This is a genomic window from Dongia sp., from assembly GCF_041905885.1.
GTDB lineage: Bacteria > Pseudomonadota > Alphaproteobacteria > Dongiales > Dongiaceae > Dongia.
The window spans coordinates 63,553-89,003 of the sequence record NZ_JAYRKD010000024.1 but is presented as its reverse complement, the minus strand read 5'-3'; the positions used below and the strand labels follow the sequence as shown (position 1 = coordinate 89,003).

Genomic DNA, 25,451 nt, shown 5'->3' with positions numbered 1-25,451 from the left:
CCCTCGCCCAAGGACCCGCCTTCGAACACGTCGAAGATCGAGACCGCGGTGATCAGTGCCTTGTCGGCCTGTTTCGCCGCTTTGATCAGCTTCTCGGCCGAGACATCGCTTCCCACCACGAAGGCGAAGTCGCGCGCCAGCGGCTGGAAGCTCGACGCGTCGAGCAGCGGCCGCGCCGTGCCTTTGGCGCGCGGCATCGGCACGCGGTCGAGGAAGATTTCGAAGCCGACCGCAGGGCCCTTGAGATCGAGCGCCTTCATCACCTTCGGGTGAATCTCGCCGAACACCGCGAGCACGTTGGGCCCGAGGCGCAACGAAGCCGAGCGGCCGGGATGGAAATACCCCGGCGCGTCCGAGGTGGCCTGTAGATTCTCGACCGGCGCGCCGAGGCTTTCGAGCAAGGCCACGGCATCGCCCTTGGCGTCGAAGGCATCGACGTTGCGCGGCTTGCCGCTCCAATGTCGCTCGGTGTAAGCGCCGACCCGGATACCGGTCGCGACGGTGAGCTGACCCTTCGGCGTTTCGTTGGCGTAAGCGGGGCCGACCTCGTACATCGCCGCGTCGGGGATGCCGCGCGCCGCATTGCGCCCGGCCGCCTGCAGCAGGTTGCCGAGGATCGAGGGCCGCATCACGTCGAGATCGGCGCTGATCGGGTTGGCGAGCGGGATCAGCGCATTGTCGCCGGCGAAGAGCGCAGCGACCGTGCCCGGCATGAAGCTGAAGGTGACCGCTTCCTCGATGCCGCGGCTGGCCAGGATCCGCTTCGCCACCTGAACCCGCTTCTGCGCGGGCGTCACCGCCACCTTCGGCAATGCGGCGTCGCGCGGCATGGAGACCGGCGCGATCTGGTCGAAGCCGTTGACGCGCAGCACCTCTTCGACGAGGTCGGCTTCGCCTTCGACATCGGCGCGCCAAGTCGGCGTCGTCACCTGCCAGGCGGCGCTGGCCGGAATCACCGAGAAGCCGAGCGCCTGCAGGAATTGCCTCTGCTTCTCGGTGCCGACCACGCAGCCGCCGAGCGATTCGACCCGCGCCGGGCGATAGGTGATGGTGCGGGTGCCCTTCGGCATCGTGCCCGCCGCGGTGACCTCGCTGGCCTCGCCGCCGCAGAGCTCGAGGATGAGCTGGGTGGCGATATCGACGCCCCAGCCCGCGGATTTCGGATCGACGCCGCGTTCGAAGCGATAGCGCGCATCCGACAGGATGCCGAGCTTGCGCCCGGCGCGCGCCACCTGGATCGGGTCGAACAGGGCGACTTCGAGGAAGACGTCGGTGGTCTCCAGCGAGCAGCCGGATTCCTCGCCGCCCATGATGCCGCCGATCGCCTCGGGGCCGCGGCTGTCCGCAATGACGATCATCCCGGCTTCGAGCGTGTAGTTCTTGCCGTCGAGAGCAAGCACGGTCTCGCCGTCCTTGGCCGCGCGCATGGTCGGGTCGCCCGCCACTTTCTTTGCATCGAAGACATGCAGCGGGCGGCCGAGGTCATAGGTCACGAAATTGGTGATATCGACCAAAGCCGAGATCGGACGCAGCCCGATCGAGGTCAGCCGGTCCTGCAGCCATTGCGGGCTCGGGCCGTTCTTCACGCCCTTGAAATAGCGCCCGGCCACATAGGGGCAGCCGGTCGCCGCCGAGGGGTCGATCCGCCACTGGATCGGGCTCTTGAAGGTGCCGGAGAGATGCGTCGGCGCGAAGGGCTTCAAGGTGCCGAGGCCGGCCGCCGCGAGGTCGCGGGCGATGCCGCGCACGCCCAGGCAATCGGCGCGGTCCGGCGTCACCTTGATCTCGATGACCGGGTCGTCGAGGTTGCGATACTTCACGAAGCTCATGCCGATCGGTGCATCGTCCGGCAGCTCGATAATGCCGTCATGATCCTGGCCCAGGCCCAGCTCGCGGGCGGAGCAGAGCATGCCGTTCGAGGCCTCGCCGCGGATGTTGCCGGCCTTGAGGTCGAGGCCGGTGCCGGGGATATGCGTGCCCGGCGGCGCGAACACGCCTTTCATGCCGGTCCGCGCATTGGGCGCGCCGCAGACCACCTGCACGTTACCCTTGCCGGTATCGACGCGGCAGACGCGCAGCCGATCCGCGTTCGGATGCTGTTTGGCTTCCGCGACGTAGCCGACCACGAAAGGCGCCAGCGCCTTGGCCGGATCGTCGATGCCTTCGACCTCGAGCCCGAGCGCGGTCAGCGCCTTGGCGATCTCGGCTGCGTCGGCGCGGGTCTCGAGATGGGTCTTCAGCCAGGAGAGGGTGAATTTCATCGGGTCAGCCCTCCCACCACCGAAGGCACGTCGAGCGGCAGGAAGCCGTAATGCTTCAGCCAGCGGAGATCGGCGTCATAGAAGGTGCGCAAGTCGGGGATCCCGTATTTCAACATGGCGATGCGCTCGATTCCCATGCCGAAGGCGAAGCCCTGGTATTTTTCGGGATCGAGGCCGCAATTCTTCAAGACCTTGGGATGCACCATGCCGCAGCCCAGGATCTCCAGCCAATCATTGCCCTGGCCGAGCTTCAGCTCGCCGCCGGAACGATCGCAGCCGATATCGACCTCGGCCGAGGGTTCGGTGAAGGGGAAGTAGCTCGGGCGGAAGCGGAGCTTGAGGTCATCGATGCCGAAGAAGGCGCGGCAGAAGTCCTGCAGGCAGCCCTTCAAATGCCCCATATGCGTCTTCTCGTCGATCACCAGGCCTTCGACCTGGTGGAACATCGGGGAATGGGTCATGTCGCTGTCGACACGGTAGGTGCGGCCCGGGCAGATCACGCGCAGCGGCGGCTGCTCGCTCTGCATGGTGCGGATCTGCACCGGCGAGGTATGGGTGCGCAGCACCATCTGGCTGCCGTCGGGCTTCTGCGGCAGGTAGAAGGTGTCCTGCATCTGCCGCGCCGGATGGTCCTTCGGGATATTCAGCGCCTCGAAGTTGTGGAAGTCGTCCTCGATGTCCGAGCCTTCGCGGACGCCGAAGCCCATCTCGCCGAAGATCGCGATGATCTCGTCGATGGTCTGGCTGATCGGGTGGATGCGGCCGACCTCGCCCGGTCGCGCCGGCAGCGTCATATCCAGCTTCTCGGTGGCGAGCCGTGCCTCGATCGCCGCGTCACCGAGCGCCGCCTTGCGGGTTTCGATCGCCGCGGTAACGGCGTCCTTCACCAGGTTCAATTGCTGGCCGAAGCTCTTGCGCTCTTCCGGGGCCAGGGTCCCGAGCGTCTTCATCAGCCCGGTGATCTCGCCTTTCTTGCCGAGCGCCTCGACGCGGATCGCCTCCAGCGCGTCCACGCTGCCGGCGGTCTCGGCGGCGCCCTTCCACTTGGTTTCCAGCTCGGTCAGGTTCTGCATGATCCCACTCGCGCCCCCTTGGCGCATTCCCCAATAAGAAAGGGGGAGGTCCGGATAACCGGCCTCCCCCAATCCCGTCAACAGGATGAAAGCCGGCCTATTCCAACTGCATCAAAAACAGGGCAAGGGCGCCGGACAGCATGTCCTGCTTCTTGCCGTCCACGATGGCGCCGTCGAAGGCCACCTTCTTGGTCTGCCGGTTGTTGATGAACTCGAGCTCGACTTCGTGTTTGTTGCCGTTGCTGCCGACGCGCTTGATCACGGCCTGGACGCCGACGATGTCGGAGCTCTCGTATTTCGGCGCGGCGCCGCCCTTCCACTCGACGGTGCCGCGGGCGCCGGCGATCTCGACCGCCAGCGCTTCGTTGCTCTTGCCGGGTAGGATGCTCTCGGCGCGCTTCACCGTGTCGATGTCGTCGGCGTAGCGGTCGCAGCCGGTCAAGGCCGCAACCGCGACGACGAGGATCAGGGCGAGACGTGCCGGGGCCACGCGGTCCAGCGCCTTACTTTACGAGCGCCTACTTTACCAAGGCCTCTTGGGCCTGGCGGCAGAGCTGCGCAAAGGCCGCCGGCTCATGGCCGGCCAGCTCGGCGAGGACCTTGCGGTCGATCTCGATGCCGGCCTTCTTGATGCCGTTCATGAACTGCGAGTAGGTCAGGCCGTGCTCGCGCACGCCGGCATTGATGCGCTGGATCCACAGACCGCGGAAATTGCGCTTCTTGGCGCGGCGGTCGCGGTACGCATACTGCAGGCCCTTCTCGACCTTCTCGATCGCGATCCGGTAGTTGGTGCCGGCGCGGCCGACATAGCCCTTGGCCATGTCGACGATTTTCTTGTGACGGGCGTGCGAGGTGACGCCGCGCTTGGTGCGTGCCATTTCTGATGCTCCTCTCTAGATCCGCGTTGCTTAGAGGCCGTTCGGGATAAAGAACCGACGAACCTTCTTGGCGTCGGGCTCGGCCATGACTTCCATGCGCCGGCTCTGCTGGCGCATGTCGGTCGGGCGCTTTGACATCCCGTGCTTCTTGTTGGCCGGCTTGAACTTGACCTTGCCGGTCGCGGTCAGGGAGAAGCGCTTCTTGGCGCCGCTCTTGGTCTTCATCTTGGGCATTTTGCTTCCTTCAGGTACGGGTTGCTCATCGGCGACATGGGCATGCCCTATCTATGAGCCGGTGCCGCCTTTCCCTCAGCTCTCAGGCCGGGGACGCGGGGTTATAGCGACTGGGGGCTTTGGAAACAAGGGGATAAGCGGGACAAAGCGCCGCTTGACAAATTTTGCCAACTGCCAATATTCTAATGATAACAATGGAGTAGCGCAATGCCGACGATGAATGTCAGCCTGCCCGCCGCTCTCGCCGAGTTCGTCGAGAAGGAAGTCGCCTCCGGCAACTACGCCACCGCCAGCGAGGTGGTCCGCGACGGCCTCCGAATGCTGCGCGAGGAGCGGGCGGTTTATGAGGAAAAGCGCGCCATCCTGCGTCGCGAGATCCAGATCGGCTTGGATGAGGTCAACGCTGGGAAGTATTCCGATAAGACGGTGATGGAAATTCTGGCTGAAGTTCAAGCCGAAGACGAAGACAAGCGCTGAGCAGCGCATGCGTCCGAGATATCGGTTCGCGCCACAAGCTGCCCATGATCTTGCGAACATCTTGCGAGATTCAACCCGAATGTTCGGGCCGCTGCAGCGGGACCGCTACGCTGAGCTGATTGATCGCGCTGTTCTGCTCATTGCGCAGAATCCCAAGCGCCCGGGATCAGTGTCACAAGATGATCTTGGTCCAGACCTTCGATCATTTCCGGTCTCACGCGCCGCCGCGCGCGACGGCGCGGCATCGCATATTCTCTACTATCGCGTTGAGTTGATGCATGACGGTAATCCCGGAATCGTGGTGATCCGCATCCTCCACAACCACATGGATCCCGGCCGGCACATTCCCGACGACTCCTAGCCCAGCAGCCCCAGCACCCGTGCCAGCCACAGCACGCCAGCGAGGCCCCAGAAGAAGGGATCGATCGCCAGAGCCGCGATCGCCGAGAGGATGCCGATCAGGCCCCAGCCCCATTGCCGTTTCAAACAGGCGAGCAGGCCGGCGATCAGCGCCAGAGGTGCCAGCAGCAGGGTCGCCTTGTAGAAGGCGGTGACGCCGAAAATGACGCTGAGCGCGCCGAAAACCGGCGGCGAGAAGCTCGGCCGCTGCGTCTCCGGCCCAGTCCAGGGCCGCAATTCTTCCAGCAAGGTGGGCTTGGGCGGCAGGGCGGGTGGCGCCGGCGTGAAGCCGGCATCCACCGCCTGGCCGAAGACCCGCGCCGGGAGGCGCGGGTTCTGGTCGTTTTCCGGTTCCGAAGGGGGGCGCGGATCGTTCATGTCTGCCTAACCCGCAGGGTAGGCGTTGGTGGCGCTATTTCGGCGCCACCACCATGACCATCTGGCGGCCTTCGAGCCGCGGGTGGGATTCCACCTTGGCCACCGCGTCGAGATCGGCGCGCACCTTGTCCAGCACCTTCATGCCGATTTCCTGGTGCACCATCTCGCGGCCGCGGAAGCGCATGGTGACCTTCACCTTGTCGCCTTCCTCGAGGAAGCGGTGCACCGAGCGCATCTTCACGTCGTAGTCATGCGTGTCGATGCCGGGGCGCATCTTGATCTCCTTGACCTCGATGACCTTCTGCTTCTTGCGGGCCTCGTTCTTGCGCTTCTGGGCCTCGTATTTGTACTTGCCGTAATCGAGGATCTTGGCGACCGGCGGGCTCGCCGTCGGCGAAATCTCGACCAGGTCGAGACCGATCTCCTGGGCCATCGAGATGGCCTCACGGGTCGAGATGACCCCGTGCATGGTGCCGTCCTCGAGCACGAGGCGGACTTGCGGAATGTTGATCATTCCATTGACACGCGGACCGGATTCCCTCGGCGCGTTGTCTTTCTCGGGTGGTCTGGCTATGGCCAACTCCTGTTTCGGTTCAGAAAAAATAAAAACGCCGCTCGCCGCGGGCGCTGAGAGGTCTCAGGCCCGACGGTAGGCGGCGCTCAAACGATGTCACTCAAAGGACGTCATCCAGCCCGTATTATGGCAGATGTCCCATAGGACTCGCAATTCGGGTCCTGGTGCTCTCAATGAGTATTTTCCAGCGGCGAGCGGGCCTGCTCGGCCAGGGTCCGGACCGCTTCGTCCAATGGCAGGACCTTCTGGCTTTCCTCGCCCAGATACCGCAGTGCAACAGTGCCGCCTTCCTGGTCGCGCTTGCCGACGGCGAGCACGACCGGGACCTTGGCGAGGCTGTGCTCGCGGACCTTGTAGCCGATCTTTTCGTTCCGCAGGTCGAGATCGACCAGGAGACCGGCCTTTTCCAGCGCCTCTTTGACCTGCTGGGCATAGCCGTCCGCATCCGAGACAATGGTGCAGACCACCACCTGGAGCGGCGAGAGCCAGAGCGGGAACTTGCCGGCGTAATGCTCGATGAGAATGCCGATGAACCGCTCCAGCGAGCCGAAGATCGCGCGGTGCAGCATCACCGGCCGGTGCTTCGCCCCGTCCTCGCCGACGTAAGAGGCGTCGAGCCGCTCGGGCAGCACGTAATCCACCTGGAAGGTGCCGCACTGCCAGTCACGGCCGATCGTGTCGCGCAGCACGAACTCCAGCTTCGGGCCGTAGAAGGCGCCCTCGCCGGGGTTGAGGCTGAACTCGACACCGGCCGCGGCCGTCGCTTCCTTCAGCGTTGCCTCGGCGCGGTCCCAGACCTCGTCGGAGCCGGCGCGCACTTCCGGACGATCGGAGAGCTTCACCTTCACATCGGTAAAGCCGAAGTCGCGATAGACCGAGAGCAGCAGGTCGCAGAAATTCTTGCACTCCGACCCGATCTGGTCGTCGGTGCAGAAGATATGCGCGTCGTCCTGGGTGAAGGCGCGCACCCGCATGATGCCGTGCAGCGCGCCCGAGGGCTCGTTGCGATGGCAGGAGCCGTATTCCGAGAACCTGAGCGGCAGGTCGCGATAGCTCTTCAGCCCCTGGCGGAAGATCTGGATATGGCCCGGGCAGTTCATCGGCTTCACGGCGAGCGTCTTGTCCTCGCCGTCCTGCACGATGAACATCGCGTCGCGGAACTTCTCCCAGTGGCCCGAACGCTCCCACAGGCTCCGGTCCAGGATCTGCGGCGTCTTCACCTCCTGGTAGCCGGCCTTGTCGAGCCGGGCGCGGAGATAGTTCTCGAGCTTGCGATAGAGCCGCCAGCCCTTGGGATGCCAGAAGATGGCGCCGACCGCTTCTTCCTGCTGGTGGAACAGCCCCATTTCGCGGCCCAAGCGGCGATGGTCGCGCTTCTCGGCTTCCTCGAGCTGTGTCAGATGGTCCTTCAGCTGCTTCTCGTCGGCGAAGACCGTGCCGTATATGCGCTGCAGCTGCGGGTTCTTCGGATCGCCGCGCCAATAGGCGCCGGAGACCCGGAGCAGCTTGAAGGCCTTGCCGAGCTTGCCGGTCGACGGCAGATGCGGGCCGGTGCACATGTCCAGCCACTGGCCCTGCTTATAGATCGAGATCTCCTCGTCGGCCGGGATTTGCGTCACCCATTCGGCCTTGAAGCGCTCGCCATGGTCCTCGAACCACTTGACGGCCTGGTCGCGCGACCAGATCTCGCGGGTGATCTTCTCGTCGCGATCGACGATCTCCTTCATCTTCGCCTCGATCGCCGCGAAATCCTCCGGCGTGAACGGCGCGTTCCTGAAGAAGTCGTAATAGAAGCCGGTCTCGATCGCCGGGCCGAAGGTGATCTGGGTCCCGGGGAAGAGCTCCTGCACCGCTTCCGCCAGCACATGCGCGCAGTCGTGGCGCAGCAATTCGAGCGCTTCCGGGCTGGTCTTGGTGACGATCGCGACCTTCGCATCCTGGGTGATGACATGCGAAAGGTCCTTCACCTCGCCATCGACGCTCACAGCGAGCGCCGCCTTGGCGAGACCCGGACCGATCGACGCGGCCAGTTCCGCTCCGGAAACCGGCCGTTCGAAGGGACGCTTGTCCCCGTTCGGCAGGGTGATCGTCGGCATAATCCCAGTCCTCAAAGACGAAAAACCGGCCCAAACGGCCGGAATCCGGGAATTTAGTGGGATTCAGGGGGGTGTCAAGGAAGGCGGGCGGACCCACCGGTCAGCAGAAGTAGTAGGGGCCCAAGAAGGAGGTCAGGCGAAGGGCCAAGAAGGCGATCGCGCCGCCAATGCAAATGCTCGTCTTGAAACCGACCCTCCCGCGGGAGTTCGCTGGCCAGCGAAGAGTTGCGACACTCAGAACAACGACGCCGACGAGTGGGAGAAACCGAAGTATGCGCCAGAACTCGGTGGTTGGCGTCGGGAGAAAAGACAGAATGCCGTCGCGCCAAAAAGGATAGGACGCAGGCCCCGGCGGCGGGATGTAGCCCGGTTCATGGAAGACGGGGCAAACAACATCCGTAAACGGCCGTTGCCAGAGGTCTTGGATGATTATACCGCCAAGCAAGATCACGGCCAGCGCGCCGAATCTTGCGGTGGCAACCCAAACTGTGCGCATGCGGGCTGCGCGCAGGCTACTCCCACCCGACGCAGTAGGGCTCCGGTCGCATGTCCTCCGGCTCGCCGATCTTGTCCGGCTGTGGGAAGCGCGCCTTGAAGGTGAAGGCCTCCGCCGTCGGCCCTTCGGCATTGAGCTTGGCGAGCTTGGCCAGGCCGTCCTCGACGGTCGGCTCATGGCCTTCCGGAACCCACCAGAGCACTTGGTACGCGCCTTCGGGGCGCTGGAACCACTCGCGGCGGCGGGCCATCACCAGGCGGTGGGCGCTCTTATAGGCGAAGTCGAACAGGCTCTCGACGTCGGCCCAGACCGACATGTTGACGATAAACCTGGGGTCGGCGCTGGCCTGGATGTCGGTGGCGTTGCCGCTGTCGCTCTGCAGCCGCCAGACGAAGCCCGGGCTGCCATCGGCCAGCGCATTCACCGCATCCAGCTGCGCCACGAAATCGGCGAGCTGCGGATGGTCCAGCGCCTCGACCGCGGTGGCGACGTTGATTTGTGCGATATGCCAGCCCATGGCTGCGCTCCCCCGAAAGGCTGCCTCGAATGGCAACTATATCGGGAGACCGCAGCAGATGGTCAAGTCTGGGCGGAAGCTAGGCCGCCAGCGTCTCGGTGGTCCAGCGGGTGGCGTGGCGTGGCTGGTGGAAGATCGGCGCCGCGGCATGCTCGGTCAGCCAGTCGCCGGTCTTGGCCATGCCCGCCGCTTCCAGGAAGGCGGCGTAGATGCCGGGATGAGCCACGACCAATACGGGCCCGGGATGGGCCAGCGCCGTGTTCATCGCGGTGATGCCGCGGTGGCGGAAGCGCTTCAGCGACTCCGCCCCATCCGGCGTTACGCCGAGGCGCCATTCGGTGAACCAGTCACCGGCCGCGGCGCCGTCATGGTCGCCGAAGCAGCAATCCTTCAGCCCCTCGATGGTCACGATCGGCGCATGGATCTGCGCGGCGACGATCTCCGCGGTCATCAGGGCGCGGTCCTGGGGGCTCGAGCAGATGGTGCGGATGCCGCTCCCACGCAGCATCTCGCCGGCGCGGCGCGCCTGGGCGAGGCCGCGGCCATTCAAGGGCGCGTTGATGCGGCCGGCGAGCTTGCCGTCGCGATCCCACTCGGTCTCGCCGTGATGCAGGAAGAAGAAACGGGTGCGGTGCAGGTTGGCGGCGATGGTCATTGCAATTCTCCCACTCTCGATCATCGTCTCATTTCGATCCCGGAGCGGATAACCATCCCCACCGTTCCGCGATCGCTGCAGTCCGGTCACAACGACCGCGGCCTGCATTGGTTTCCTACGCGATTGCGTGATCAACCATGCGCTTGAGATTATTCATCGAATGCGGCGCGAATGCGGCACAGGCTTGACGATGACGAGACATCGTGCGCGGCGTCACAGCCGCACGCAATGCAGCATCACGGAATGATTCGGAATGTTTCAGATACGCTGACGCGCAGCTGACTCTAGGCCGCGGCCGCGGCGCCGGGACGCAGGCGCTGATAGATGTCGAGTGCCGCGCCGCACATGCGCTCGCGGCTGCGATGCTCGCGCATAATATCGATGATATGCCGGCTCAACTCCTCGCGACGGTCGATGGCGAGGCCGAGCGCTTCGCGGATCGCCCAGGAGAGCGCCATCGCATCGCCCGGCGGGGCGAGCCAGGCCATCTCGTTGCCGGTGAGCATGTCGTGCATCACCGGGAAATCGCTGGCGACGATCGGCCGCCCCAGGGCCAGCGCCTCGATCACCGCGCGGTTATGCGCGCCAGGCTCGAGAGTGGGCGCCACCACCACGTCGGCCAACATCAGGGCGGCCGGCATGTCGCGGCATTCCTCGGCCAGCAGCACCCTGTCGGAGAGGCCCTGGGCGGCGATCTCCTTGCCGAGCTGGTGGCGGAAGGCGGGCCCCTCGGCATCGGGGCCGACCATGATGCAGCGCAGATCGACGTCGCGGATGAGGCTCAGCGCCTCGACCAGCACGCTGTGGCCGCGCGCCTTGGCGAAGCGCCCGGGCAGCATCACCACCGGCCGGTCGTCCGGCACGCGCCAGAGCTGGGCCTGCTGGATCACCCGGTGGGCGGAGACCTGGGCGGGATCGAAACGGCTGAAATCGATGCCGAACGGGATCACGCTGACGCGGTCCCTGAGGTTCGGGATGGCGCCGAGCAATTCGCGGGCGGCGAGCTCGGACAGCACGGTGACCTCGTCGGCGCTTTCGAGCGCCGCGCGCTGGCGCTTCGAGAGGCGCGCGACCCGTGCCGCATCCTCATAGAAACCGATCATCAGCTTCACGCCGGCTTCCGCCGCCGCGGCGCGTGCGATCAGCAGCAGATCCAGTCCATGCGCGTGGAGAATTTCGACATCGCTTTCGGCGACCAGTTTCGCCAGACGCTTCGCCGCGCCGAAGCCGCTGAACGGCGCGCGGCCGCCAAGCTTCACTTCGACCGGCTGGATGCCGTGCCGCTGCAATTCATGCGTCGCCGATGCGGCGTGGTAGGCGATGGCCGCGCGCCCGCCGATGTCGTTCAACGCGGCGGCGAACTCGATCGCCATGCGGGCCTCGCCGCTCTGGTCGAGCCGGCGCAGCAAATGGAGGACGGTGGCGGCGCGCGCCGGCCGCTTGGCCGAGCCGCGGCTGCTCAAAGCAGGGGTTCCGATGGCGCTGTCGATTGACATGGTGCTGAATTTCGCTGGTCAGGTATTTTACCGGGATGCCGGAGACCAATCCATTGCAAATCGATCCCGAGCCCACACGAAAAGGCGAGTCGGGCATCGCACAGTTGCAGATCGAACACGGTTGCTTTCTTGCCTATCGCCGACGTTTTGCCGTTGGGGACGGCGCAAAAAGCCCCGGAATCGTTTTCCTCGGCGGCTTCAAGTCGGACATGTCCGGCACAAAGGCTTCTGCGCTCGACGATTTCTGCCACGCGCGGGGCCTTGCCTTCCTGCGCTTCGACTATTCGGGTCATGGTGAATCGAGCGGCGATTTTCTCGACGGGACCATTTCTCGGTGGTTCGCCGACGCACTGGCGGCTTTCGATCGCCTGACCGAGGGCCCGCAAATCCTGATCGGCTCCAGCATGGGCGGCTGGATCATGCTGCTGCTGGCGCTGGCAAGGCCCGAGCGAATCAAGGGGTTGATAGGCCTGGCCCCGGCGCCGGACTTCACGGAAGACCTGATCTGGCAGGCATTATCGCCGGTCGAACGCGAGAAGCTCTTGCGCGACGGAAAACTCGAACAGCCTTCGGACTATTCGCCTGAGCCATACGTTATCACTCGGGCGCTCATCGAAGACGGGCGCAGACATCTGCTGCTCAGCGACAAACCTGGGGCCGCGATCGGCATCGATGTGCCGGTCCGGCTGTTGCACGGTCTCACCGATCCGGATGTGCCGCCTGCGGTGTCGCTGCGGTTGCAACAAAAACTGACCTCCGACGATGTCGTCGTCCAGTTGATCAAGGATGGCGATCACCGCCTGTCGCGGCCGCAGGATCTGCAGCGGCTCTACGCCGTGGTCGAGGAGCTGGTTGCGCTTTCCGTCGCGAGCAGCGCCGTCAATCCGGCGCGGTAATCCGGGTATTTCAGCGTGACGCCGAGCTCGCGCTTGATGCGGTCGTTCCGCACCCGCTTGTTGTCGTCGTAGAAGCTGCGCGCCATCGGCGAAAGCGCGGCTTCGGCGAAGGGCACCTCCGGCGGCGGCGCGACGTTCAAGAGCTTGCAGGCATAGGCCGTGACCTCGGCCGGATCGGCGGCGTCATCGTCGCAGGCATTGTAGGCAGCACCCGGATTGGGATGCGCGAAGGAGGCGAGCAGGATCTGCACGATGTCGTCGCGGTGGATCCGGCTGAACACCTGGCCGGGCTTCAGCACCCGCCGCGCCTTGCCGGCGCGGATGGTGTCGAGCACCGAGCGCCCCGGCCCATAGATCCCGGCGAGGCGGAAGAGATGCGCGGGTTGCGGCAATGCCAGCCAGGCGGTCTCGGCATCGAGCCGGCGCTGGCCGCGCTCGCCGCTGGGGGTGAGCGGGCTCTGCTCATCGACCCAGCCGCCCTGCCGGTCGCCATAGACCCCGGTGGTCGAGAGATAGCCGATCCATTTGAGCCGCGGCGCGGCCTCGGCGAGGGTGGCGCCATGCGCCTGGAGCACCGGATCGCCCGCGGCGCCCGGCGGCACCGAGCTCAGCAGATGGGTGACGCCGGCCAGGCGCTGTGCGAGACCTTCGACCGGATGATCGGGGTCAAAGATCACGATTTCGAGACCCAGCGCCCTGGCTTCCTCGGTGTTGGAAGTCGAGCGACAGGTCCCCGTCACCCGCCAGCCCTGTTGCTTCAACACGCGGGCCAGCGCCAGGGCCGTGTAGCCGAGGCCGAAGCAGAAGAGATGCGGCTGTTGCGTCATGTCCTTCCGGCTTGCTTTTTGGGCGCGCGGCCCCGATGTTCACGCCGCTGCTCAATATCCGGGCAGCCGGTTCCTGACAAGGAGTTGTCCCTGGAGGAGTTGTCCCTGAAGCCCATGCGTCGCCTTTGGATCGCCCTGCTGCTCGCGCTCGCCGCCGCACCGGCCTGGGCGCAGTCCGACAACCAGGACCAGGCCGCGCAGGAGAAGAAATACCAGGCCTGCATGAAGCTCGCGAGCAAGACGCCGAAGGCGGGGCTGAAGCAGGCGATGGAATGGGAAAAGTCCGGCGGCGGCGATGCCGCGCGCCATTGCGTGGCAGCCGCTTATATCGGCCTCAAGCAATATGACGACGCGGCGATGGAGTTGGAGCGCATCGCCCAGACCTTACCGCAGGTCAAGGCGCCGCTGATGGCCCAGCTCTTCCTGCAGGCGGCGCAGGCCTGGGTCAATGACGAGCAGCTTGACCGTGCTTTCAACGACGTCAACCAGGGGCTCAAGGTCAGCAAGAACAGTGTCGAACTCCTGGTGTTCCGCGCCCAGCTCTATGCCAACCAGGACAAATACTTCGAGGCTCTGGACGACCTCAACGCCGCCTACGATCTCACCTCCGATCGCGGGGCGATCCTGACGATGCGTGCGACCGCCTATCGCAAGCTCGGGCAACCCGATATCGCCCGGGACAATGTCGAAATGGCGCTGAAGACGGATCCCAACGATCCCGATGCGCTGCTGGAACGCGGCACGCAGCGTGCCGAGGCCGGCGACAAGGACGGCGCGCGGGCCGACTGGCGGAAGCTGCTGGAAGTCGCCCCGGATTCCTACGCCGCGGAAGAAGCGCGCGCTGGAATCGCGGCCATCGAAGTCAACGCGAACTAGAAATCCAGGTCCGCGTAATGCGGCGGGGGCGGGGCGCCGGGCAGGTTGTCGGCGAGCAGTGAGCGGAAGCTCGGCCGCGACTTCAGCCGCGCATACCAATCCTTGGCGCCTTCGTGATCGTCCCAAGGCACGTCGCCCAGATAGTCGATCGCCGAGAGCTGCGCCGCGGCCATCAGGTCCGCAAGGCTCAGGGCCGGGCCGGCCAGCCAGGCCCGCCGCTCGGTGAGCCAGGCGATGTATTGCAGGTGGATGGCGATATTGGCCTTGCCCGCCCGTATGGCACCCGAATCCGGGCCGCCGCCGGCATTCGGCATGAAGCGCTTGAATATCTTCTCGTGCAGCAGGTTGCGGGTGACCTCGCGCTCGAACTTGCCGTCGAACCAGTTGATTAGCCGCCGCACCTCGGCGCGTTCCTGCAGGGTGCGGCCGAGCAGCGGCATGCCGTTGCCGGCGGTGTCCGGATAGGCCTCCTCGAGATATTCGAGGACCGGTGTGAAACCGCAGATCGCCGTGCCGTTCTCGTCGATCAGCACCGGGACTTCACCGGCGGGATTGACCCGCAGGAACTCGTCGCGCCGGTCCCAGGGCCGCTCGACCACGAAATCGGCGTCCAGCTTCTTCTCCGCCAGTTGCAGGCGAATGAGGCGGGATTGTGGCTGCAGCGGATGATGAAGGAGGCATCGCATGATTCGCGGCGGAACATAGCAGCGGCGCGTGGCCTTCGCCAGTCCGCGCGCCCGCGGATTCGGGCCGGCGGCGCAACCGATCTCCGCTGCGGCGCTTGTTCCTGAAATGATTTCGATCCAGGAGACGCGGATGTCCGCCCAACCGAAACCGAAGCAGCCCGAGATGCCGGGACATACGCCGAAGCGCCCCGAAGTGACCGGCCCCGATAAGACCGGAAGGGGCAAGCCCGGAACGATGCCCGAGAATCCCGCCAGCATCGATCACGAGCATGAGCCCGCCGGCATCGACCCCGGCACCGACCGCACCCAGCAACACGACCAGAAGCGAGGCAGATCATGAACACGACCAGCAGCAAGATGGGCAACGGCATGGAAGCCGCCCGCGAAACCTTCTCCCACGCCAGCGCCCGCGTTGACGAAGCAACCCAGGATGCGCGCAAGGCGGCGTCGGAGAAGCTGCAGGAAGGTGCGGCTTACGCCCGCCAGCACGCCGGCGAAGCGCTGGACGCCGCCCAGGGCCTGGCCAAGTCGGCCAGCCGCTACGCTCGGGAGAATCCGGGACAGGCGATCCTGATCGGCCTCGGCGGGTTGCTATTGGCGAGCCTGCTGTTCCGACGCCGCTAGAATCTAGACGCGCAGACCCCGTGTGGTGAGCGAGAGGCCGGGAATGAGCCCGGTCCTCGCGCCGGGGAGGATCAGCCCACGCTGATGCGTGTCGCTCAAGTCCGCGCCGCGGAGATCGGCGGCGGTCAAATTGGCCTCGGACAGGTTGGCGCCTTTCAGATCGGTGGCGAGCAGCCAGGCATCCTTCAGGTTGGCCCGCGCCAGCAGGCAACGCACCAGCTTGGCCGCGCCCAGATTGACCCCGCGCAGGTCGAAGCCGGACAGGTCGAAGCCTTCGAGCTCCAGCCGCCGGCCGTTGCGACCGAGGCTGTCCACCCATTGCGCATGATCGCCCAGCCGCTTGCGGACATCGGTCTCGCTCAAGCGCGGCGCCGAGCCCACCGGCAGCGATGCGGCCAGCACCTGGTCGCGCGTCGCCTCATCGACCGCCGCGGCGGCGGTGAAGTCGGCACCTTCCAGCTCGGCGCCGGCCAACCGGATCCCCTGCAGCTGCGCCGAGGCGAAACTGGTGCGCCGGAGATCGGCGCCGGAGAAATCCGCTTCGAGCAGGAAGGCGCCGGCGAAATCCACGCTGATCAGCTTGGCGCCGACAAAGGCGGTCTGCTCCAGCCTCGCGCCACGAAACCGGCAGGCCGCGGTGGGGTTCTGCTCGGCACCCTGTGAAAAGTCCTTGCGCAGATCGGCGGCGCTCAGCGAAGCGCGCGTCATGTCGCTGCCGTGGAACACGGCGCCGCGCAAGTCGGCGCGCTCGAAAACCGCGCCGGTGAGATCCGCCTCGTCGAAGCTGCTGCCGGTCAGGATTGCATCACGGAAGACGGCGCCGCGCAGGCTCGCGCGCTCGAAATTGCAGCGCAGGAAATAGGCGTCGGTGAAATCCATCAGGCTCAGGTCGAGCTTCCGGAGATCGCAATCGGCCAGCATCATGCGCTGGCTGCGCGGTCGCCCGAGTCGCCAGTTGCGATGCAGCTCCTCGAGCCGGCGCATCGCGCCGACATCCAGAGCCAAGCCTTTGAGAACCTTTTGTCCCTGCGCTTCCAAGCTGGGCATCCTTAGGCGCCGAGTCCGATACGCCATCATGGTGCCGCCAGCGGCCCCGCAGCACAAGCCAAGAACGCACACGCGGATGCGCGTCGAGTCGCGAAGCTTTGTTTATGCAAGAGCATTCGAGTCGAGTTTTAGCGACTCGTCTCGCGCCCTAAGCCGTAATCGCCGAAGGCGGGGTGGGCTGGTCGCCGAGCAGCGTGATCCGCCAAGCCCCGCCGGAAGCCGCCGGCGGGTCGAAACGCGCGACCACGGCATTGGGCGCATGCGTGAGATCGGCAAAGCCGAGCAGCCGCTGCAGGGCCCAGAACACGCCGCCGTGTGCCACGATCAGCACCGGGTGTTCGAGGGTGAGTGCCGCGATCGTTCCGGCCAGCACCCGCTGCCTGAAATCGCCGAAGCTCTCCGGGCCTTCGACGGCGCCGTCGGCGAACCAGCGGTCCAGCCAGCTGCCGTCGGTGCTGCCCTCATAGGGGCCGACGTCGAACTCGCGCAAGGAATCGTAATGCGTCATCAGCAGGCCGAGATCGCGGTTGACGATCTCCGCGGTGCGACGCGCGCGGGACAGCGAGCTGACCGCGATCGACTTCAAGCCCAACCCCGCGGCGATCGCGCGCGCCAGCTCGGCCTGCGCTTCGCCGCGCGCATTCAGCGGCACGTCGGTCAGGCCCTGCAGCTTGCGCGCCTTGTTCCAGTCGGTCTCGCCATGGCGCAGGAAATAGAACGGCCGGCGCGGCAGCATCGCTAGAGCAAAGCCTCCAGGCGCTTCCACAGGCCGGCATCGGTGAAATCGGTGATGGCGGCCACCGCGCCCGAGCCCAGCAGTGCGTCGTCCGGATGCGCGGTGCGAATGCCGTAGGTCGCGATCCCGGCGCCATGCGCGGCGCGGATGCCCGGCAGCGAATCCTCGAAGGCCAGCGCGCGTCCCGCCGTGGCGCCCAGCCGCTGCAAGCCGGTGCGATAGGGCAGGGGATCGGGCTTGGCGCGCTCGAGCTCGTCGCCGATCACCAGCTCGGTCATGCGCCGGTCGAGGCCCAGCCCCTGCAGCATCATCTCGGCATTGGCGCGCGGTGCGTTGGTGACGACCGCATAGGGCACGCCGTTGGTATCGGCCCAGTCCAGCACCTCGATGACGCCGGGCGTCGGCGTCAGGGTCGCGAGCTGGTCGCGGAACAGCTGCTCCTTGCGGTCCGAGAGTGCCACGCGCCGTTCCGGCGTCTCGTCGGGAAACATCTCGCGCATGATCTCGTCGTTGGGATGCCCCATGATGCGCGCCTTGTAATGCTCCAGCGTGATCGAGCGGCCGAACTCCTGCAGCAGGATGCGGAAGGCCTCGAGATGCAGGTGGTCGGTGTCGGTGAGCGTGCCGTCTAGATCGAAGAGAAGCGCCGTGCCTTTGGTCATACTGTCCTCAAAATGCCGGCCGCTATGTGCCGCAGGAACACGGCCTTTTCAAGGCGTGATCCGTTGCAGCGGATCCGGCGCGCGCCCGAGGAAGTCGCGCCGGATCACCTCCAGCGCCGTCTTATGTCCGGCGAAGGTCAATTGCGACAGGGCCGCAGCGACGTCCAGCCAGGCAGAGGCGCTCTGCGCCGGGTCCAGTGTCACCTTCTCTTCACGCGCGATCATGAACAGGAAGACCGGCATCAGCTCGATCGTGTTCGCTTGCGGGTCATAGAAACTGTCGGTGACACCGGTCGTGTAGAGCCGGCCGTCTTTCAGGCCGGTCTCCTCGCCGATCTCGCGGAGCGCCGTCTGCCAGGCTTTCTCGCCGGCCTCGATCCGGCCGGAGACGGGGCACCAGGCGGCGACCGGCGGAGTCTTCCGCTTCAGCAGCAGCACCCGGGCCGCCTCGCCGGCGCCCGCGACAACAAAGGCGATGACGCCGCGGGATCGAATGGGGAGGTCGCTTGTTCCACCCATCCTATCACCTTGCCCCTGCATTCACTCCGGTGGAAGGCATCCGATGCGCCGCGCTTCGCGGATTGTCAGTGGGGCGATGAGGCATGATCCCATGAGGTGCCAATCGAAGCTCTGTTGCTCGCTCACCACGTCGGTCATTTGGCCCAGCTTGTTCATTACTTTGCCCTGCGCGCGTGCTTCTTCCTTCGCCTGCGCGGTGATTGAGTTGATTTCTCCCACGGTGAGCTTGCTCAGTTTGTATTCTCGCATGCTAATGACATCCGCTGGGGCTGACTCTGGACCAAGCTGATACCAAAGCCAGTAGATCGCCGCCAGCGCGCCCGCTGCGCCGATAACTGTGTGTATCTTCCCGCGCAGTCCCACCGCGTTAGCGTCACTCGGCCAGCTTCTTCTGCGCCTTGTCCGATAGCGGGTGTTCCAGCTTGCCGATCATCTCCTTCGGCGCCACCTGCCAGAAGCGGCCGCGTTCCAGTGCCCAGTCGCTCAAGAGACGCGCGGCGAACTTGGATTGCGTCTCCTTGGCATGCTCGGCGATCAGCGCTTTCAGATGCGTTTCCCAATGCGCGGATTCCAGGCGCTGCCAGACCACGCTCTCGCCGTTGACGTGGGTCGCGAAATTCTCGGCCGCGTCGTACACGAAGGCCATGCCGCCCGACATGCCGGCGGCGAAGTTGTCGCCGACGCCACCGAGGATGATGGCGGTGCCGCCGGTCATGTATTCGCAGCCGTTGGAGCCGCAGCCCTCGACCACCACTTCGGCGCCAGAGTTGCGGACCGCGAAACGCTCACCCGCTTGTCCAGCCGCGAACAGCTTGCCCGCCGTGGCGCCGTAGAGGACGGTGTTGCCGATGATCGTGTTGAGGTTGGTGACCAGCGGGCTCGACGGCAGCGGGCGGACCACGATCATGCCGCCGCTGAGGCCCTTGCCGACATAGTCGTTGGCATCGCCCAGGACTTCGAGCTTCAACCCCTGCACCGAGAAGGCGCCGAGCGACTGACCGGCCGAGCCGCGCAGGCGCACGGTGACATGGCCGGGCTTCAGCCCGAACATGCCGAACTTCTTGGTGATGTGCGACGAGAGCCGCGTGCCGATCGCCCGGTAGGTATTGCGGATGTTGTATTGCAGCTGCATCTTCTCGCCGGCTTCGAACAAGGCGGTCGCGTCCTTGATCATCTGCGCGTCGAGTGTGTCCGGCACCTCGTTGCGGCCTTCCAAGGTGCAATAGCGCGCCTGGTCGCCGGCATCCGCCTGGGCCAGAATCGGGTTCAAGTCGAGATCGTCCAAGTCGGCGGCGCCGCGGCTGACCTGCTCCAAGAGCTCGGTGCGGCCGATCACCTCGTTCAAGGTGCGATAGCCCAATGAGGCCAGGATCTCGCGCACTTCCTCGGCGATGAAGCTGAACAGGTTCACCACCTTCTCCGGCGTGCCGGAGAAGCGTTCGCGCAGCTTCGGGTCCTGGGTGCAGACGCCGACCGGGCAGGTGTTCGAGTGGCACTGCCGCACCATGATGCAGCCCATGGCGATCAGCGACGCCGTGCCGATGCCGAACTCCTCGGCGCCGAGGATCGCGGCGATCACCACGTCGCGGCCGGTCTTGATGCCGCCATCGGTCCGGAGCTTCACCCGGTGGCGCAGGCGGTTGAGGGTGAGCACCTGATGCACTTCGGAGAGGCCCATCTCCCAGGGCACGCCCGCATACTTGATCGAGGTATGCGGCGAGGCACCGGTGCCCCCGACATGGCCGGAGACCAGGATCACGTCGGCCTTGGCCTTGGCGACGCCGGCCGCGATCGTGCCGATGCCGGAGCGCGCCACCAGCTTCACACAGACCTTGGCCTTGGGGTTGATCTGCTTCAGGTCATAGATGAGCTGGGCCAGGTCCTCGATCGAATAGATGTCGTGGTGCGGCGGCGGCGAGATCAGCGACACGCCCGGCGTCGCATGCCGGAGCTGGGCGATCTCGACCGTGACCTTGAAGCCCGGCAGCTGACCGCCTTCGCCGGGCTTCGCCCCTTGCGCGACCTTGATCTCGATCTCGCGGCAGTTGGTGAGATATTCCGCGGTGACACCGAACCGCCCCGAGGCGATCTGCTTGATCGCGGAGTTGGCGTTGTCGCCGTTGGGCCGCGGCTTGAAGCGCGACGAGAACTCGCCGCCCTCGCCGGAATCCGACTTGGCGCCGATCCGGTTCATGGCGATGTTGAGCGTGCCATGCGCCTCCGGCCCGAGCGCGCCCAGGGACATGCCCGGGGTCACGAAGCGCTTGCGCAATTCGGTGATGCTCTCGACCTCGTCCACCGGGACCTGGTGGCCGGTCGGCACGAAGTCCAGGAGATCGCGGATCGCCACCGGCGGCGCCTTGAACACGCCTTCAGAATATTTCTTGAAGGTCTGATAGGACTCAGATGTCACCGCGCTCTGCAGCAAGTGGATGAGCTCGGCGGCCCAGGCATGAGTCTCGCCTGACTTCCGGAACTTGTAGAAACCGCCCACCGGCAGCGCCACGAAATCCTCCGACCAGGCCCGCGCATGCAGCGCCAGCACGCGGCGCTGGATGCCGATCATGCCGATGCCGGAGATGCGCGAGGCCATCGACGGGAAGTATTCCGCGACCAGGGTCCGCGACAGGCCCAGTGCCTCGAAATTGGCACCGCCGCGATAGGAGGAGACAACCGCAATGCCCATCTTGGACATGACCTTGAGGAGGCCCTGGTCCACCGCCTTGCGATACTGGTCCAGGCACTGGTCGAGGGTCATCTCGCCGAACAACCCACGCGCCCGCCGGTCCTCGATCGCGGCTTCCGCCACATAGGCATTGACCGTGGTGGCGCCGACGCCGATCAGCACCGCGAAATGATGCACGTCCAGGCACTCGCCCGACCGCACATTCAAGGAGGTGAAGGTGCGGAGCTGGTGGCGCAGGAGATGCACATGCACGGCGCCCGTGACCAGAATGGTCGGGATCGCGGCGCGGGTCGCCGAGACCTTCTCGTCGGTCAGGATCAGGTGCGTGGCGCCGCCGCGCACAGCGTCCTCGGCCTGGCGGCGGATCGACTGGATCGCGTCGCGCAGCGCATTGTCGCCGCCGTTCACGTCGAAGGTGCAGTCGATCTCGGCGCCGCTCTTGCCCATATAGGCGCCCATCGCCTGGAACTCGGCGGTGGTGAGGACGGGGCTGTCGAGCTGCAGCAACTTGCACTGCCCCTCGTCCTGGTCCATCACGTTGCCGAGGTTGCCCAATCGCGTCTTCAGGCTCATCACCCGCTTCTCGCGGAGTGAATCGATCGGCGGGTTGGTGACCTGGCTGAAATTCTGCCGGAAGAAATGCTGCAGGCCGCGGTAATGCTCCGAGAGCACCGCCAGCGGCGTGTCGTCGCCCATCGAGACGACGGCTTCCTTGGCTTCCTCGACCATCGGCTGGAGCACCAGCTCGAGATCTTCCAGCGAAAGGCCCGCGGCGACCTGGCGGCGCCGCAGATAATCCTTCTCGAAGATCGCCGGTTCACCGCGGCGCCGCTTGATCAGGTCGTCGATGACGGTGATGTTGCGCACCCAGGCGCCGTAATCCTCGCCGGATGAGAGATCGGCCATGATCTCGTCATTGCCGTAGAATTTGCCCTCGGCGAGGTCGAGCGCCAGCATCTGGCCCGGCCCCAACCGGCCCTTCACCCGGATCGCGCTCTCATTCAGCTTCACCATGCCCGCTTCGGAACCGGCGACCAGCAGACCGTCCTCGGTGATCGCATAGCGCAGCGGCCGCAAGCCGTTGCGGTCCATGGCGGCGATCACCCAGTTGCCGGCGAAGCCGCAGATCGCGGCCGGCCCGTCCCAGGGCTCCATCACCGAGTTGCAATAGCTGAACATGTCGCGGATCGGCTGCGGCATCGCGGTACGGCCGTCCCAGACATCGGGGATCAGCAGGCACTTCACCATCGGCAGCGACCGCTCCGAGGTGGTCAGGATCTCGAACACGTTGTCGAGCGCCGCGGAATCCGAGCCCGACGGCTGGATGACCGGCTTCAGCTCAGCCATATGCTCGCCATAGACCGCGGAATAGAGCCGGGTCTCGTGGGCGCGCATCCAGTTGACGTTGCCGCGGAGCGTGTTGATCTCGCCGTTATGCGCGATCACGCGGAACGGCTGCGCCAGGCTCCAGGTCGGGAAGGTGTTGGTCGAATAGCGCTGGTGATAGATCGCAAAGTTCGACTCGAAACGCTCGTCGGTGAGGTCCGGATAGAAGGAGTCGAGTTGCTCGGCGAGGAACATGCCCTTGTAGATGACCGAGCGGCAGGAGAGCGAGCAGATGTAGAACTCGGTGATGTGCTCGTCGAGTGCCGCCTTCTCGATATGCCGGCGGATGATGTAGAGGTCGGTCTCGAACTGCTCCTCGCTGACGCCGCGGTTGTTGGCGATCATGATCTGCTCGATCTCGGGCCGGCTGGCATTGGCCTTCTCGCCGATCACGCCGATATTCACCGGCACCTGGCGCCAGCCGTAGATCGTGTAGCCGTAGTTCAGGATCTCGCGCTCGACGATGACCCGGCAGCGCTCCTGCTTGCCGAGATCGGTCCTGGGCAGGAAGATCTGGCCGACCGCGAACTTGGCCGGGCCGATCTCCTGGCCGCCCTTGCGGATGAAGTCCTCGAAGAAGGCATGCGGGATCTGCACATGGATACCGGCGCCGTCGCCGGTCTTGCCATCGGCATCCACCGCGCCGCGATGCCAGACCGCTTTCAGCGCCTCGACGCCTTTCAGCACCACCTCGCGGCGCGGCTTGCCGTCGAGCGTCGCAATGAGACCGACGCCGCAGGCATCATGCTCATCGGCCGGGTCGTAGAGACCATGCGCCTGGAGATGGGCAAGGTTCTTCCGGTAGAGCTCAGTTTCAGATCCGCTCATGGCATTCGTCCTGGGAGTGAAATCTAGCGCGCGCAGCCGAGCCGGACGGCGCCGTCGGGAATCATGGCGCCGCCGTCCTCGTTCAGGGTCTTCTTGAAGCTGGCGACCGCCTCGGGAATGCCGTTGTTGCCGGGGAGCACCAGCCCCAGCTTCTCGCGTTCCCGGTCGGTCTTGATCAGGAAATAGGCGTAGTTGATGAAGGCGACCGCCAAGCCTTCGCTGGTGTACTTGCCCTTGGAGAGGCCCTGCAACTCGTCGGTATCGGTGCTCGAATTGTAGAAGACCTCGGAGACCAGGCAGAGATACTGCTCCTTGTGGGTGCGGGCATAAGGCAGCAGCGCCTCATTCAAGTAGCGCAGCACGCTTTCCTTGCGCTCCGGGTTCGAGGTCAGGGTCGCCACGGCAATCGCGCCGACGATGTTGTAGGGATCGTCCTCGCCGCCGACCGCCTTCTCGAAGCGCGCGCGGTCATAAGAGACCGGCAGCTTGTCGAGCCCGGCTTCGCGCCAGTACCGCTGCGCCAGCACCCGCGCGGCATTGGCGCGCTCGCGATCGATATCGGCGGCATCGACCTTGAAGGCGAGCACGACGATCGCGACCGCAAGGCCGCAGGCCATCGCCGGCCCGAACAGGGGCCGGCACCAGGTCGGAATAGCTTGGCGCCGCATCATTCTGCAGCCGCATGCTGCAACGCCTTCGAAAGGTAGTTGTCGATGCTCATGGCGGCGTCCCTCCCGTCGCGGATTCCCCAGACTACCAGGGAAGCGCCACGCACAATATCCCCGGCGGCAAAGACGCCTGGGATCGCGGTCATGAGGGTGCGCCAGTCGATCTTGATGGTGCCGGCCGCGGTCACCGCCAGCGCCGGCGAGTCGAACAGCTTGGGCAGCTCTTCGGCATCGAATCCCAGGGCCTTCACCACCAGGTCGGCCTCGACGTCGAAGTCCGACCCCTCGATCGGGGTCGGCACCTGGCGGCCGGTCGAATCGGGCGGGCCGAGATGGATGCGAGTCGTCCGGACCGCGCGGACCTTGCCCTCAGCGTCGTCGAGGAAGGAATGGGGCAGGGACTGCCAGAGGAACTCGACGCGCTCTTCTTCGGCATTGGCGACCTCGCGCTGCGAGCCCGGCATGTTGGCGCGGTCGCGGCGATAGAGGCACTTCACCGATTTCGCACCCTGCCTGACCGCGGTGCGCACGCAGTCCATCGCGGTATCGCCGCCGCCGATCACGACCACGTTCTTGCCGGCGGCATCGAGCGCGCCGGATTCGAAGGCGGGCACATGATCGCCGAGACCCTTGCGGTTGCTGGCGATCAGATAGTCGAGCGCCGGCACGATGTTCTTCGCACCCGAGCCCGGCGCCTGAAGCTCGCGCGCCTTGTAGACGCCGGTCGCGATCAGCAATGCGTCATGTTGCTTGCGCAAGTCGTCGAGGTTGGCATCGCGGCCGACTTCGAAGTTCGTTTTGAAAGTGACCCCGGACTCTTTCAGCAGCTCGGCGCGCCGCAGCACGATCGGCTTCTCGAGCTTGAAGTTGGGAATGCCGTAGATCAGCAAGCCGCCGACCCGGTCGTGCCGGTCATAGACCGTCACCTGATAGCCCTTGCGGCGCAGCAGGTCGGCTGCCGCCAGGCCGGCCGGCCCGGCGCCGATGATGCCGATCGATTCCTTGCGCTCGCGTGCCGGCTTCGCCGGCTTCACCCAGCCCATGTCGAAGGCGGTGTCGGTGATGTATTTCTCGATCGCGCCGATCGTCACCGTGCCGTGGCCCGACTGCTCGATCACGCAATTGCCTTCGCAGAGCCGGTCCTGCGGGCAGATCCGGCCGCAGATCTCCGGGAAGGTGTTGGTGGCGGAGGACATCTCATAGGCCTCCTCCAGCCGCCCTTCCGCCGTGAGTTTCAGCCAGTCCGGGATGTTGTTGGAAAGCGGGCAATGCACCTGGCAGAAGGGGACGCCGCATTGCGAGCAGCGGCTGGCCTGGGCGGTCGCGGCCGGGGCGGCGAACTCGGCATAGATCTCGCCGAAATCGCTGCGCCGGGTCTCCGATGCCCGCTTCTCCGGCATCGCCCTTTGCAAATTGACGAATTTCAGCAGTTTCTCGGCCATGTGCGGTCTCGTTCCATCCCGGCCGATGGTCTCG

General features: G+C 65.5%; 27 protein-coding genes. 6 read left to right on the top strand and 21 right to left on the bottom strand.

Annotation, left to right across the window (positions count from 1 at the left end; all coding sequences use genetic code 11):
• The 5 genes from pheT to rpmI form a co-directional block, all read right to left on the bottom strand.
• Positions 1-2,261 (bottom strand): phenylalanine--tRNA ligase subunit beta (gene pheT, locus ACH2CY_RS21265; RefSeq protein ID WP_395021518.1); only part of this gene is annotated, 2,261 nt, incomplete at its 3' end.
• Complete coding sequence (gene pheS, locus ACH2CY_RS21260; RefSeq protein ID WP_395021515.1) at positions 2,258-3,334, bottom strand: phenylalanine--tRNA ligase subunit alpha; 1,077 nt, start codon at positions 3,332-3,334, stop codon at positions 2,258-2,260. The genes pheS and pheT, both read right to left, overlap by 4 nt.
• A 97-nt stretch (positions 3,335-3,431) precedes the next feature.
• On the bottom strand, positions 3,432-3,824 hold the full coding sequence (locus ACH2CY_RS21255; protein WP_395021513.1) for a hypothetical protein: 393 nt from the start codon (positions 3,822-3,824) through the stop codon (positions 3,432-3,434).
• A gap of 28 nt (positions 3,825-3,852) precedes the next feature.
• A complete protein-coding gene (rplT, locus tag ACH2CY_RS21250; protein WP_395021512.1) occupies positions 3,853-4,212 on the bottom strand; it encodes a 50S ribosomal protein L20 in 360 nt (119 codons plus the stop codon).
• A 30-nt stretch (positions 4,213-4,242) separates the two neighbouring features.
• On the bottom strand, positions 4,243-4,446 hold the full coding sequence (gene rpmI / locus ACH2CY_RS21245; RefSeq protein WP_395021510.1) for a 50S ribosomal protein L35: 204 nt from the start codon (positions 4,444-4,446) through the stop codon (positions 4,243-4,245).
• A gap of 207 nt (positions 4,447-4,653) precedes the next feature.
• On the opposite strand from rpmI, the gene ACH2CY_RS21240 reads away from it, so the two are divergent.
• Both ACH2CY_RS21240 and ACH2CY_RS21235 read left to right on the top strand, forming a co-directional pair.
• Positions 4,654-4,923, top strand: a complete 270-nt coding sequence (locus ACH2CY_RS21240) for a type II toxin-antitoxin system ParD family antitoxin (RefSeq protein WP_395021508.1) — start codon at positions 4,654-4,656, stop codon at positions 4,921-4,923.
• A 7-nt stretch (positions 4,924-4,930) separates the two neighbouring features.
• Positions 4,931-5,284, top strand: a complete 354-nt coding sequence (locus ACH2CY_RS21235; RefSeq protein WP_395021507.1) for a type II toxin-antitoxin system RelE/ParE family toxin — start codon at positions 4,931-4,933, stop codon at positions 5,282-5,284.
• On the opposite strand, the gene ACH2CY_RS21230 is transcribed toward ACH2CY_RS21235, so the two are convergent.
• From ACH2CY_RS21230 to ACH2CY_RS21205, 6 genes are all read right to left on the bottom strand, one after another.
• A complete protein-coding gene (locus ACH2CY_RS21230) occupies positions 5,281-5,700 on the bottom strand; it encodes a hypothetical protein (protein ID WP_395021506.1) in 420 nt (139 codons plus the stop codon). The two genes, ACH2CY_RS21235 and ACH2CY_RS21230, sit on opposite strands and share 4 nt — an antisense overlap.
• A 34-nt stretch (positions 5,701-5,734) precedes the next feature.
• Complete coding sequence (gene infC / locus ACH2CY_RS21225) at positions 5,735-6,274, bottom strand: translation initiation factor IF-3 (protein ID WP_395021521.1); 540 nt, start codon at positions 6,272-6,274, stop codon at positions 5,735-5,737.
• A 170-nt stretch (positions 6,275-6,444) separates the two neighbouring features.
• Positions 6,445-8,370 carry a threonine--tRNA ligase gene (gene thrS, locus ACH2CY_RS21220; protein WP_395021505.1) on the bottom strand — a complete coding sequence of 642 codons (1,926 nt, stop codon included), beginning with the start codon at positions 8,368-8,370 and terminating at the stop codon, positions 6,445-6,447.
• A 512-nt stretch (positions 8,371-8,882) separates the two neighbouring features.
• Positions 8,883-9,383 (bottom strand): DUF3291 domain-containing protein, encoded by a 501-nt coding sequence (locus ACH2CY_RS21215; RefSeq protein WP_395021504.1) that lies wholly within the window; start codon positions 9,381-9,383, stop codon positions 8,883-8,885.
• 79 nt (positions 9,384-9,462) lie between these two features.
• Positions 9,463-10,038, bottom strand: a complete 576-nt coding sequence (locus ACH2CY_RS21210) for a histidine phosphatase family protein (protein WP_395021503.1) — start codon at positions 10,036-10,038, stop codon at positions 9,463-9,465.
• Between the two features lie 284 nt (positions 10,039-10,322).
• A complete protein-coding gene (locus tag ACH2CY_RS21205; RefSeq protein WP_395021502.1) occupies positions 10,323-11,534 on the bottom strand; it encodes a glycosyltransferase in 1,212 nt (403 codons plus the stop codon).
• Between the two features lie 35 nt (positions 11,535-11,569).
• Between ACH2CY_RS21205 and ACH2CY_RS21200 the strand changes: the two genes are divergently transcribed.
• Positions 11,570-12,430: an alpha/beta hydrolase gene (locus ACH2CY_RS21200; RefSeq protein ID WP_395021500.1), complete on the top strand. Its 861-nt coding sequence runs from the start codon at positions 11,570-11,572 to the stop codon at positions 12,428-12,430.
• Here ACH2CY_RS21200 and ACH2CY_RS21195 read toward each other — a convergent pair.
• A complete protein-coding gene (locus tag ACH2CY_RS21195) occupies positions 12,364-13,257 on the bottom strand; it encodes an SDR family oxidoreductase (protein WP_395021498.1) in 894 nt (297 codons plus the stop codon). The genes ACH2CY_RS21200 and ACH2CY_RS21195 overlap by 67 nt on opposite strands.
• A gap of 114 nt (positions 13,258-13,371) precedes the next feature.
• Between ACH2CY_RS21195 and ACH2CY_RS21190 the strand changes: the two genes are divergently transcribed.
• Entirely contained in the window at positions 13,372-14,133 is a 762-nt protein-coding gene (locus ACH2CY_RS21190; protein ID WP_395021497.1) for a tetratricopeptide repeat protein, read from the top strand.
• Here the strand turns inward: ACH2CY_RS21190 and ACH2CY_RS21185 are convergent.
• Positions 14,130-14,819, bottom strand: coding sequence for a glutathione S-transferase family protein (locus tag ACH2CY_RS21185; RefSeq protein WP_395021496.1), 690 nt, complete (start codon positions 14,817-14,819; stop codon positions 14,130-14,132). The two genes, ACH2CY_RS21190 and ACH2CY_RS21185, sit on opposite strands and share 4 nt — an antisense overlap.
• A 130-nt stretch (positions 14,820-14,949) precedes the next feature.
• On the opposite strand from ACH2CY_RS21185, the gene ACH2CY_RS21180 reads away from it, so the two are divergent.
• Together ACH2CY_RS21180 and ACH2CY_RS21175 are read left to right on the top strand one after the other, a co-directional pair.
• Positions 14,950-15,159 carry a hypothetical protein gene (locus tag ACH2CY_RS21180; protein WP_395021494.1) on the top strand — a complete coding sequence of 70 codons (210 nt, stop codon included), beginning with the start codon at positions 14,950-14,952 and terminating at the stop codon, positions 15,157-15,159.
• Positions 15,156-15,443, top strand: coding sequence for a hypothetical protein (locus tag ACH2CY_RS21175; protein ID WP_395021493.1), 288 nt, complete (start codon positions 15,156-15,158; stop codon positions 15,441-15,443). The genes ACH2CY_RS21180 and ACH2CY_RS21175 overlap by 4 nt, the downstream gene beginning before the upstream one ends.
• A 3-nt stretch (positions 15,444-15,446) precedes the next feature.
• Here ACH2CY_RS21175 and ACH2CY_RS21170 read toward each other — a convergent pair whose 3' ends face one another.
• From ACH2CY_RS21170 to ACH2CY_RS21135, 8 genes are all read right to left on the bottom strand, one after another.
• Entirely contained in the window at positions 15,447-16,427 is a 981-nt protein-coding gene (locus ACH2CY_RS21170) for a pentapeptide repeat-containing protein (protein WP_395021491.1), read from the bottom strand.
• Between the two features lie 211 nt (positions 16,428-16,638).
• Positions 16,639-17,226 carry a histidine phosphatase family protein gene (locus ACH2CY_RS21165; protein ID WP_395021489.1) on the bottom strand — a complete coding sequence of 196 codons (588 nt, stop codon included), beginning with the start codon at positions 17,224-17,226 and terminating at the stop codon, positions 16,639-16,641.
• A 2-nt stretch (positions 17,227-17,228) separates the two neighbouring features.
• Complete coding sequence (locus ACH2CY_RS21160; RefSeq protein WP_395021488.1) at positions 17,229-17,888, bottom strand: HAD family hydrolase; 660 nt, start codon at positions 17,886-17,888, stop codon at positions 17,229-17,231.
• A gap of 48 nt (positions 17,889-17,936) precedes the next feature.
• Positions 17,937-18,407, bottom strand: a complete 471-nt coding sequence (locus tag ACH2CY_RS21155) for an NUDIX pyrophosphatase (RefSeq protein ID WP_395021486.1) — start codon at positions 18,405-18,407, stop codon at positions 17,937-17,939.
• A 21-nt stretch (positions 18,408-18,428) separates the two neighbouring features.
• Entirely contained in the window at positions 18,429-18,656 is a 228-nt protein-coding gene (locus ACH2CY_RS21150; protein ID WP_395021485.1) for a hypothetical protein, read from the bottom strand.
• A 124-nt stretch (positions 18,657-18,780) separates the two neighbouring features.
• Complete coding sequence (gene gltB, locus ACH2CY_RS21145) at positions 18,781-23,307, bottom strand: glutamate synthase large subunit (RefSeq protein ID WP_395021483.1); 4,527 nt, start codon at positions 23,305-23,307, stop codon at positions 18,781-18,783.
• A 23-nt stretch (positions 23,308-23,330) separates the two neighbouring features.
• Positions 23,331-23,975: a hypothetical protein gene (locus ACH2CY_RS21140; RefSeq protein WP_395021481.1), complete on the bottom strand. Its 645-nt coding sequence runs from the start codon at positions 23,973-23,975 to the stop codon at positions 23,331-23,333.
• The gene (locus ACH2CY_RS21135) at positions 23,975-25,417 is read right to left on the bottom strand and encodes an NAD(P)-dependent oxidoreductase (protein ID WP_395021480.1); all 1,443 of its coding nucleotides are present in this window, start codon (positions 25,415-25,417) and stop codon (positions 23,975-23,977) included. Before ACH2CY_RS21135 ends, ACH2CY_RS21140 begins: the two co-directional genes overlap by 1 nt.
• Between the last annotated feature and the right edge of the window lie 34 nt (positions 25,418-25,451).

Bases quoted from the DNA above. Each gene is read 5' to 3' on its own strand.
- pheS (WP_395021515.1), bottom strand. From the start codon at position 3,334: ATGCAGAACCTGACCGAGCTGGAAACCAAGTGGAAGGGCGCCGCCGAG.
- rplT (WP_395021512.1), bottom strand. From the start codon at position 4,212: ATGGCACGCACCAAGCGCGGCGTCACCTCGCACGCCCGTCACAAGAAA.
- rpmI (WP_395021510.1), bottom strand. From the start codon at position 4,446: ATGCCCAAGATGAAGACCAAGAGCGGCGCCAAGAAGCGCTTCTCCCTG.
- ACH2CY_RS21240 (WP_395021508.1), top strand. From the start codon at position 4,654: ATGCCGACGATGAATGTCAGCCTGCCCGCCGCTCTCGCCGAGTTCGTC.
- ACH2CY_RS21235 (WP_395021507.1), top strand. From the start codon at position 4,931: ATGCGTCCGAGATATCGGTTCGCGCCACAAGCTGCCCATGATCTTGCG.
- ACH2CY_RS21230 (WP_395021506.1), bottom strand. From the start codon at position 5,700: ATGAACGATCCGCGCCCCCCTTCGGAACCGGAAAACGACCAGAACCCG.
- thrS (WP_395021505.1), bottom strand. From the start codon at position 8,370: ATGCCGACGATCACCCTGCCGAACGGGGACAAGCGTCCCTTCGAACGG.
- ACH2CY_RS21215 (WP_395021504.1), bottom strand. From the start codon at position 9,383: ATGGGCTGGCATATCGCACAAATCAACGTCGCCACCGCGGTCGAGGCG.
- ACH2CY_RS21210 (WP_395021503.1), bottom strand. From the start codon at position 10,038: ATGACCATCGCCGCCAACCTGCACCGCACCCGTTTCTTCTTCCTGCAT.
- ACH2CY_RS21205 (WP_395021502.1), bottom strand. From the start codon at position 11,534: ATGTCAATCGACAGCGCCATCGGAACCCCTGCTTTGAGCAGCCGCGGC.
- ACH2CY_RS21200 (WP_395021500.1), top strand. From the start codon at position 11,570: ATGCCGGAGACCAATCCATTGCAAATCGATCCCGAGCCCACACGAAAA.
- ACH2CY_RS21195 (WP_395021498.1), bottom strand. From the start codon at position 13,257: ATGACGCAACAGCCGCATCTCTTCTGCTTCGGCCTCGGCTACACGGCC.
- ACH2CY_RS21190 (WP_395021497.1), top strand. From the start codon at position 13,372: ATGCGTCGCCTTTGGATCGCCCTGCTGCTCGCGCTCGCCGCCGCACCG.
- ACH2CY_RS21185 (WP_395021496.1), bottom strand. From the start codon at position 14,819: ATGCGATGCCTCCTTCATCATCCGCTGCAGCCACAATCCCGCCTCATT.
- ACH2CY_RS21180 (WP_395021494.1), top strand. From the start codon at position 14,950: ATGTCCGCCCAACCGAAACCGAAGCAGCCCGAGATGCCGGGACATACG.
- ACH2CY_RS21175 (WP_395021493.1), top strand. From the start codon at position 15,156: ATGAACACGACCAGCAGCAAGATGGGCAACGGCATGGAAGCCGCCCGC.
- ACH2CY_RS21170 (WP_395021491.1), bottom strand. From the start codon at position 16,427: ATGCGCCGGCTCGAGGAGCTGCATCGCAACTGGCGACTCGGGCGACCG.
- ACH2CY_RS21165 (WP_395021489.1), bottom strand. From the start codon at position 17,226: ATGCTGCCGCGCCGGCCGTTCTATTTCCTGCGCCATGGCGAGACCGAC.
- ACH2CY_RS21160 (WP_395021488.1), bottom strand. From the start codon at position 17,888: ATGACCAAAGGCACGGCGCTTCTCTTCGATCTAGACGGCACGCTCACC.
- ACH2CY_RS21155 (WP_395021486.1), bottom strand. From the start codon at position 18,407: ATGGGTGGAACAAGCGACCTCCCCATTCGATCCCGCGGCGTCATCGCC.
- ACH2CY_RS21150 (WP_395021485.1), bottom strand. From the start codon at position 18,656: ATGCGAGAATACAAACTGAGCAAGCTCACCGTGGGAGAAATCAACTCA.
- gltB (WP_395021483.1), bottom strand. From the start codon at position 23,307: ATGAGCGGATCTGAAACTGAGCTCTACCGGAAGAACCTTGCCCATCTC.
- ACH2CY_RS21140 (WP_395021481.1), bottom strand. From the start codon at position 23,975: ATGCGGCGCCAAGCTATTCCGACCTGGTGCCGGCCCCTGTTCGGGCCG.
- ACH2CY_RS21135 (WP_395021480.1), bottom strand. From the start codon at position 25,417: ATGGCCGAGAAACTGCTGAAATTCGTCAATTTGCAAAGGGCGATGCCG.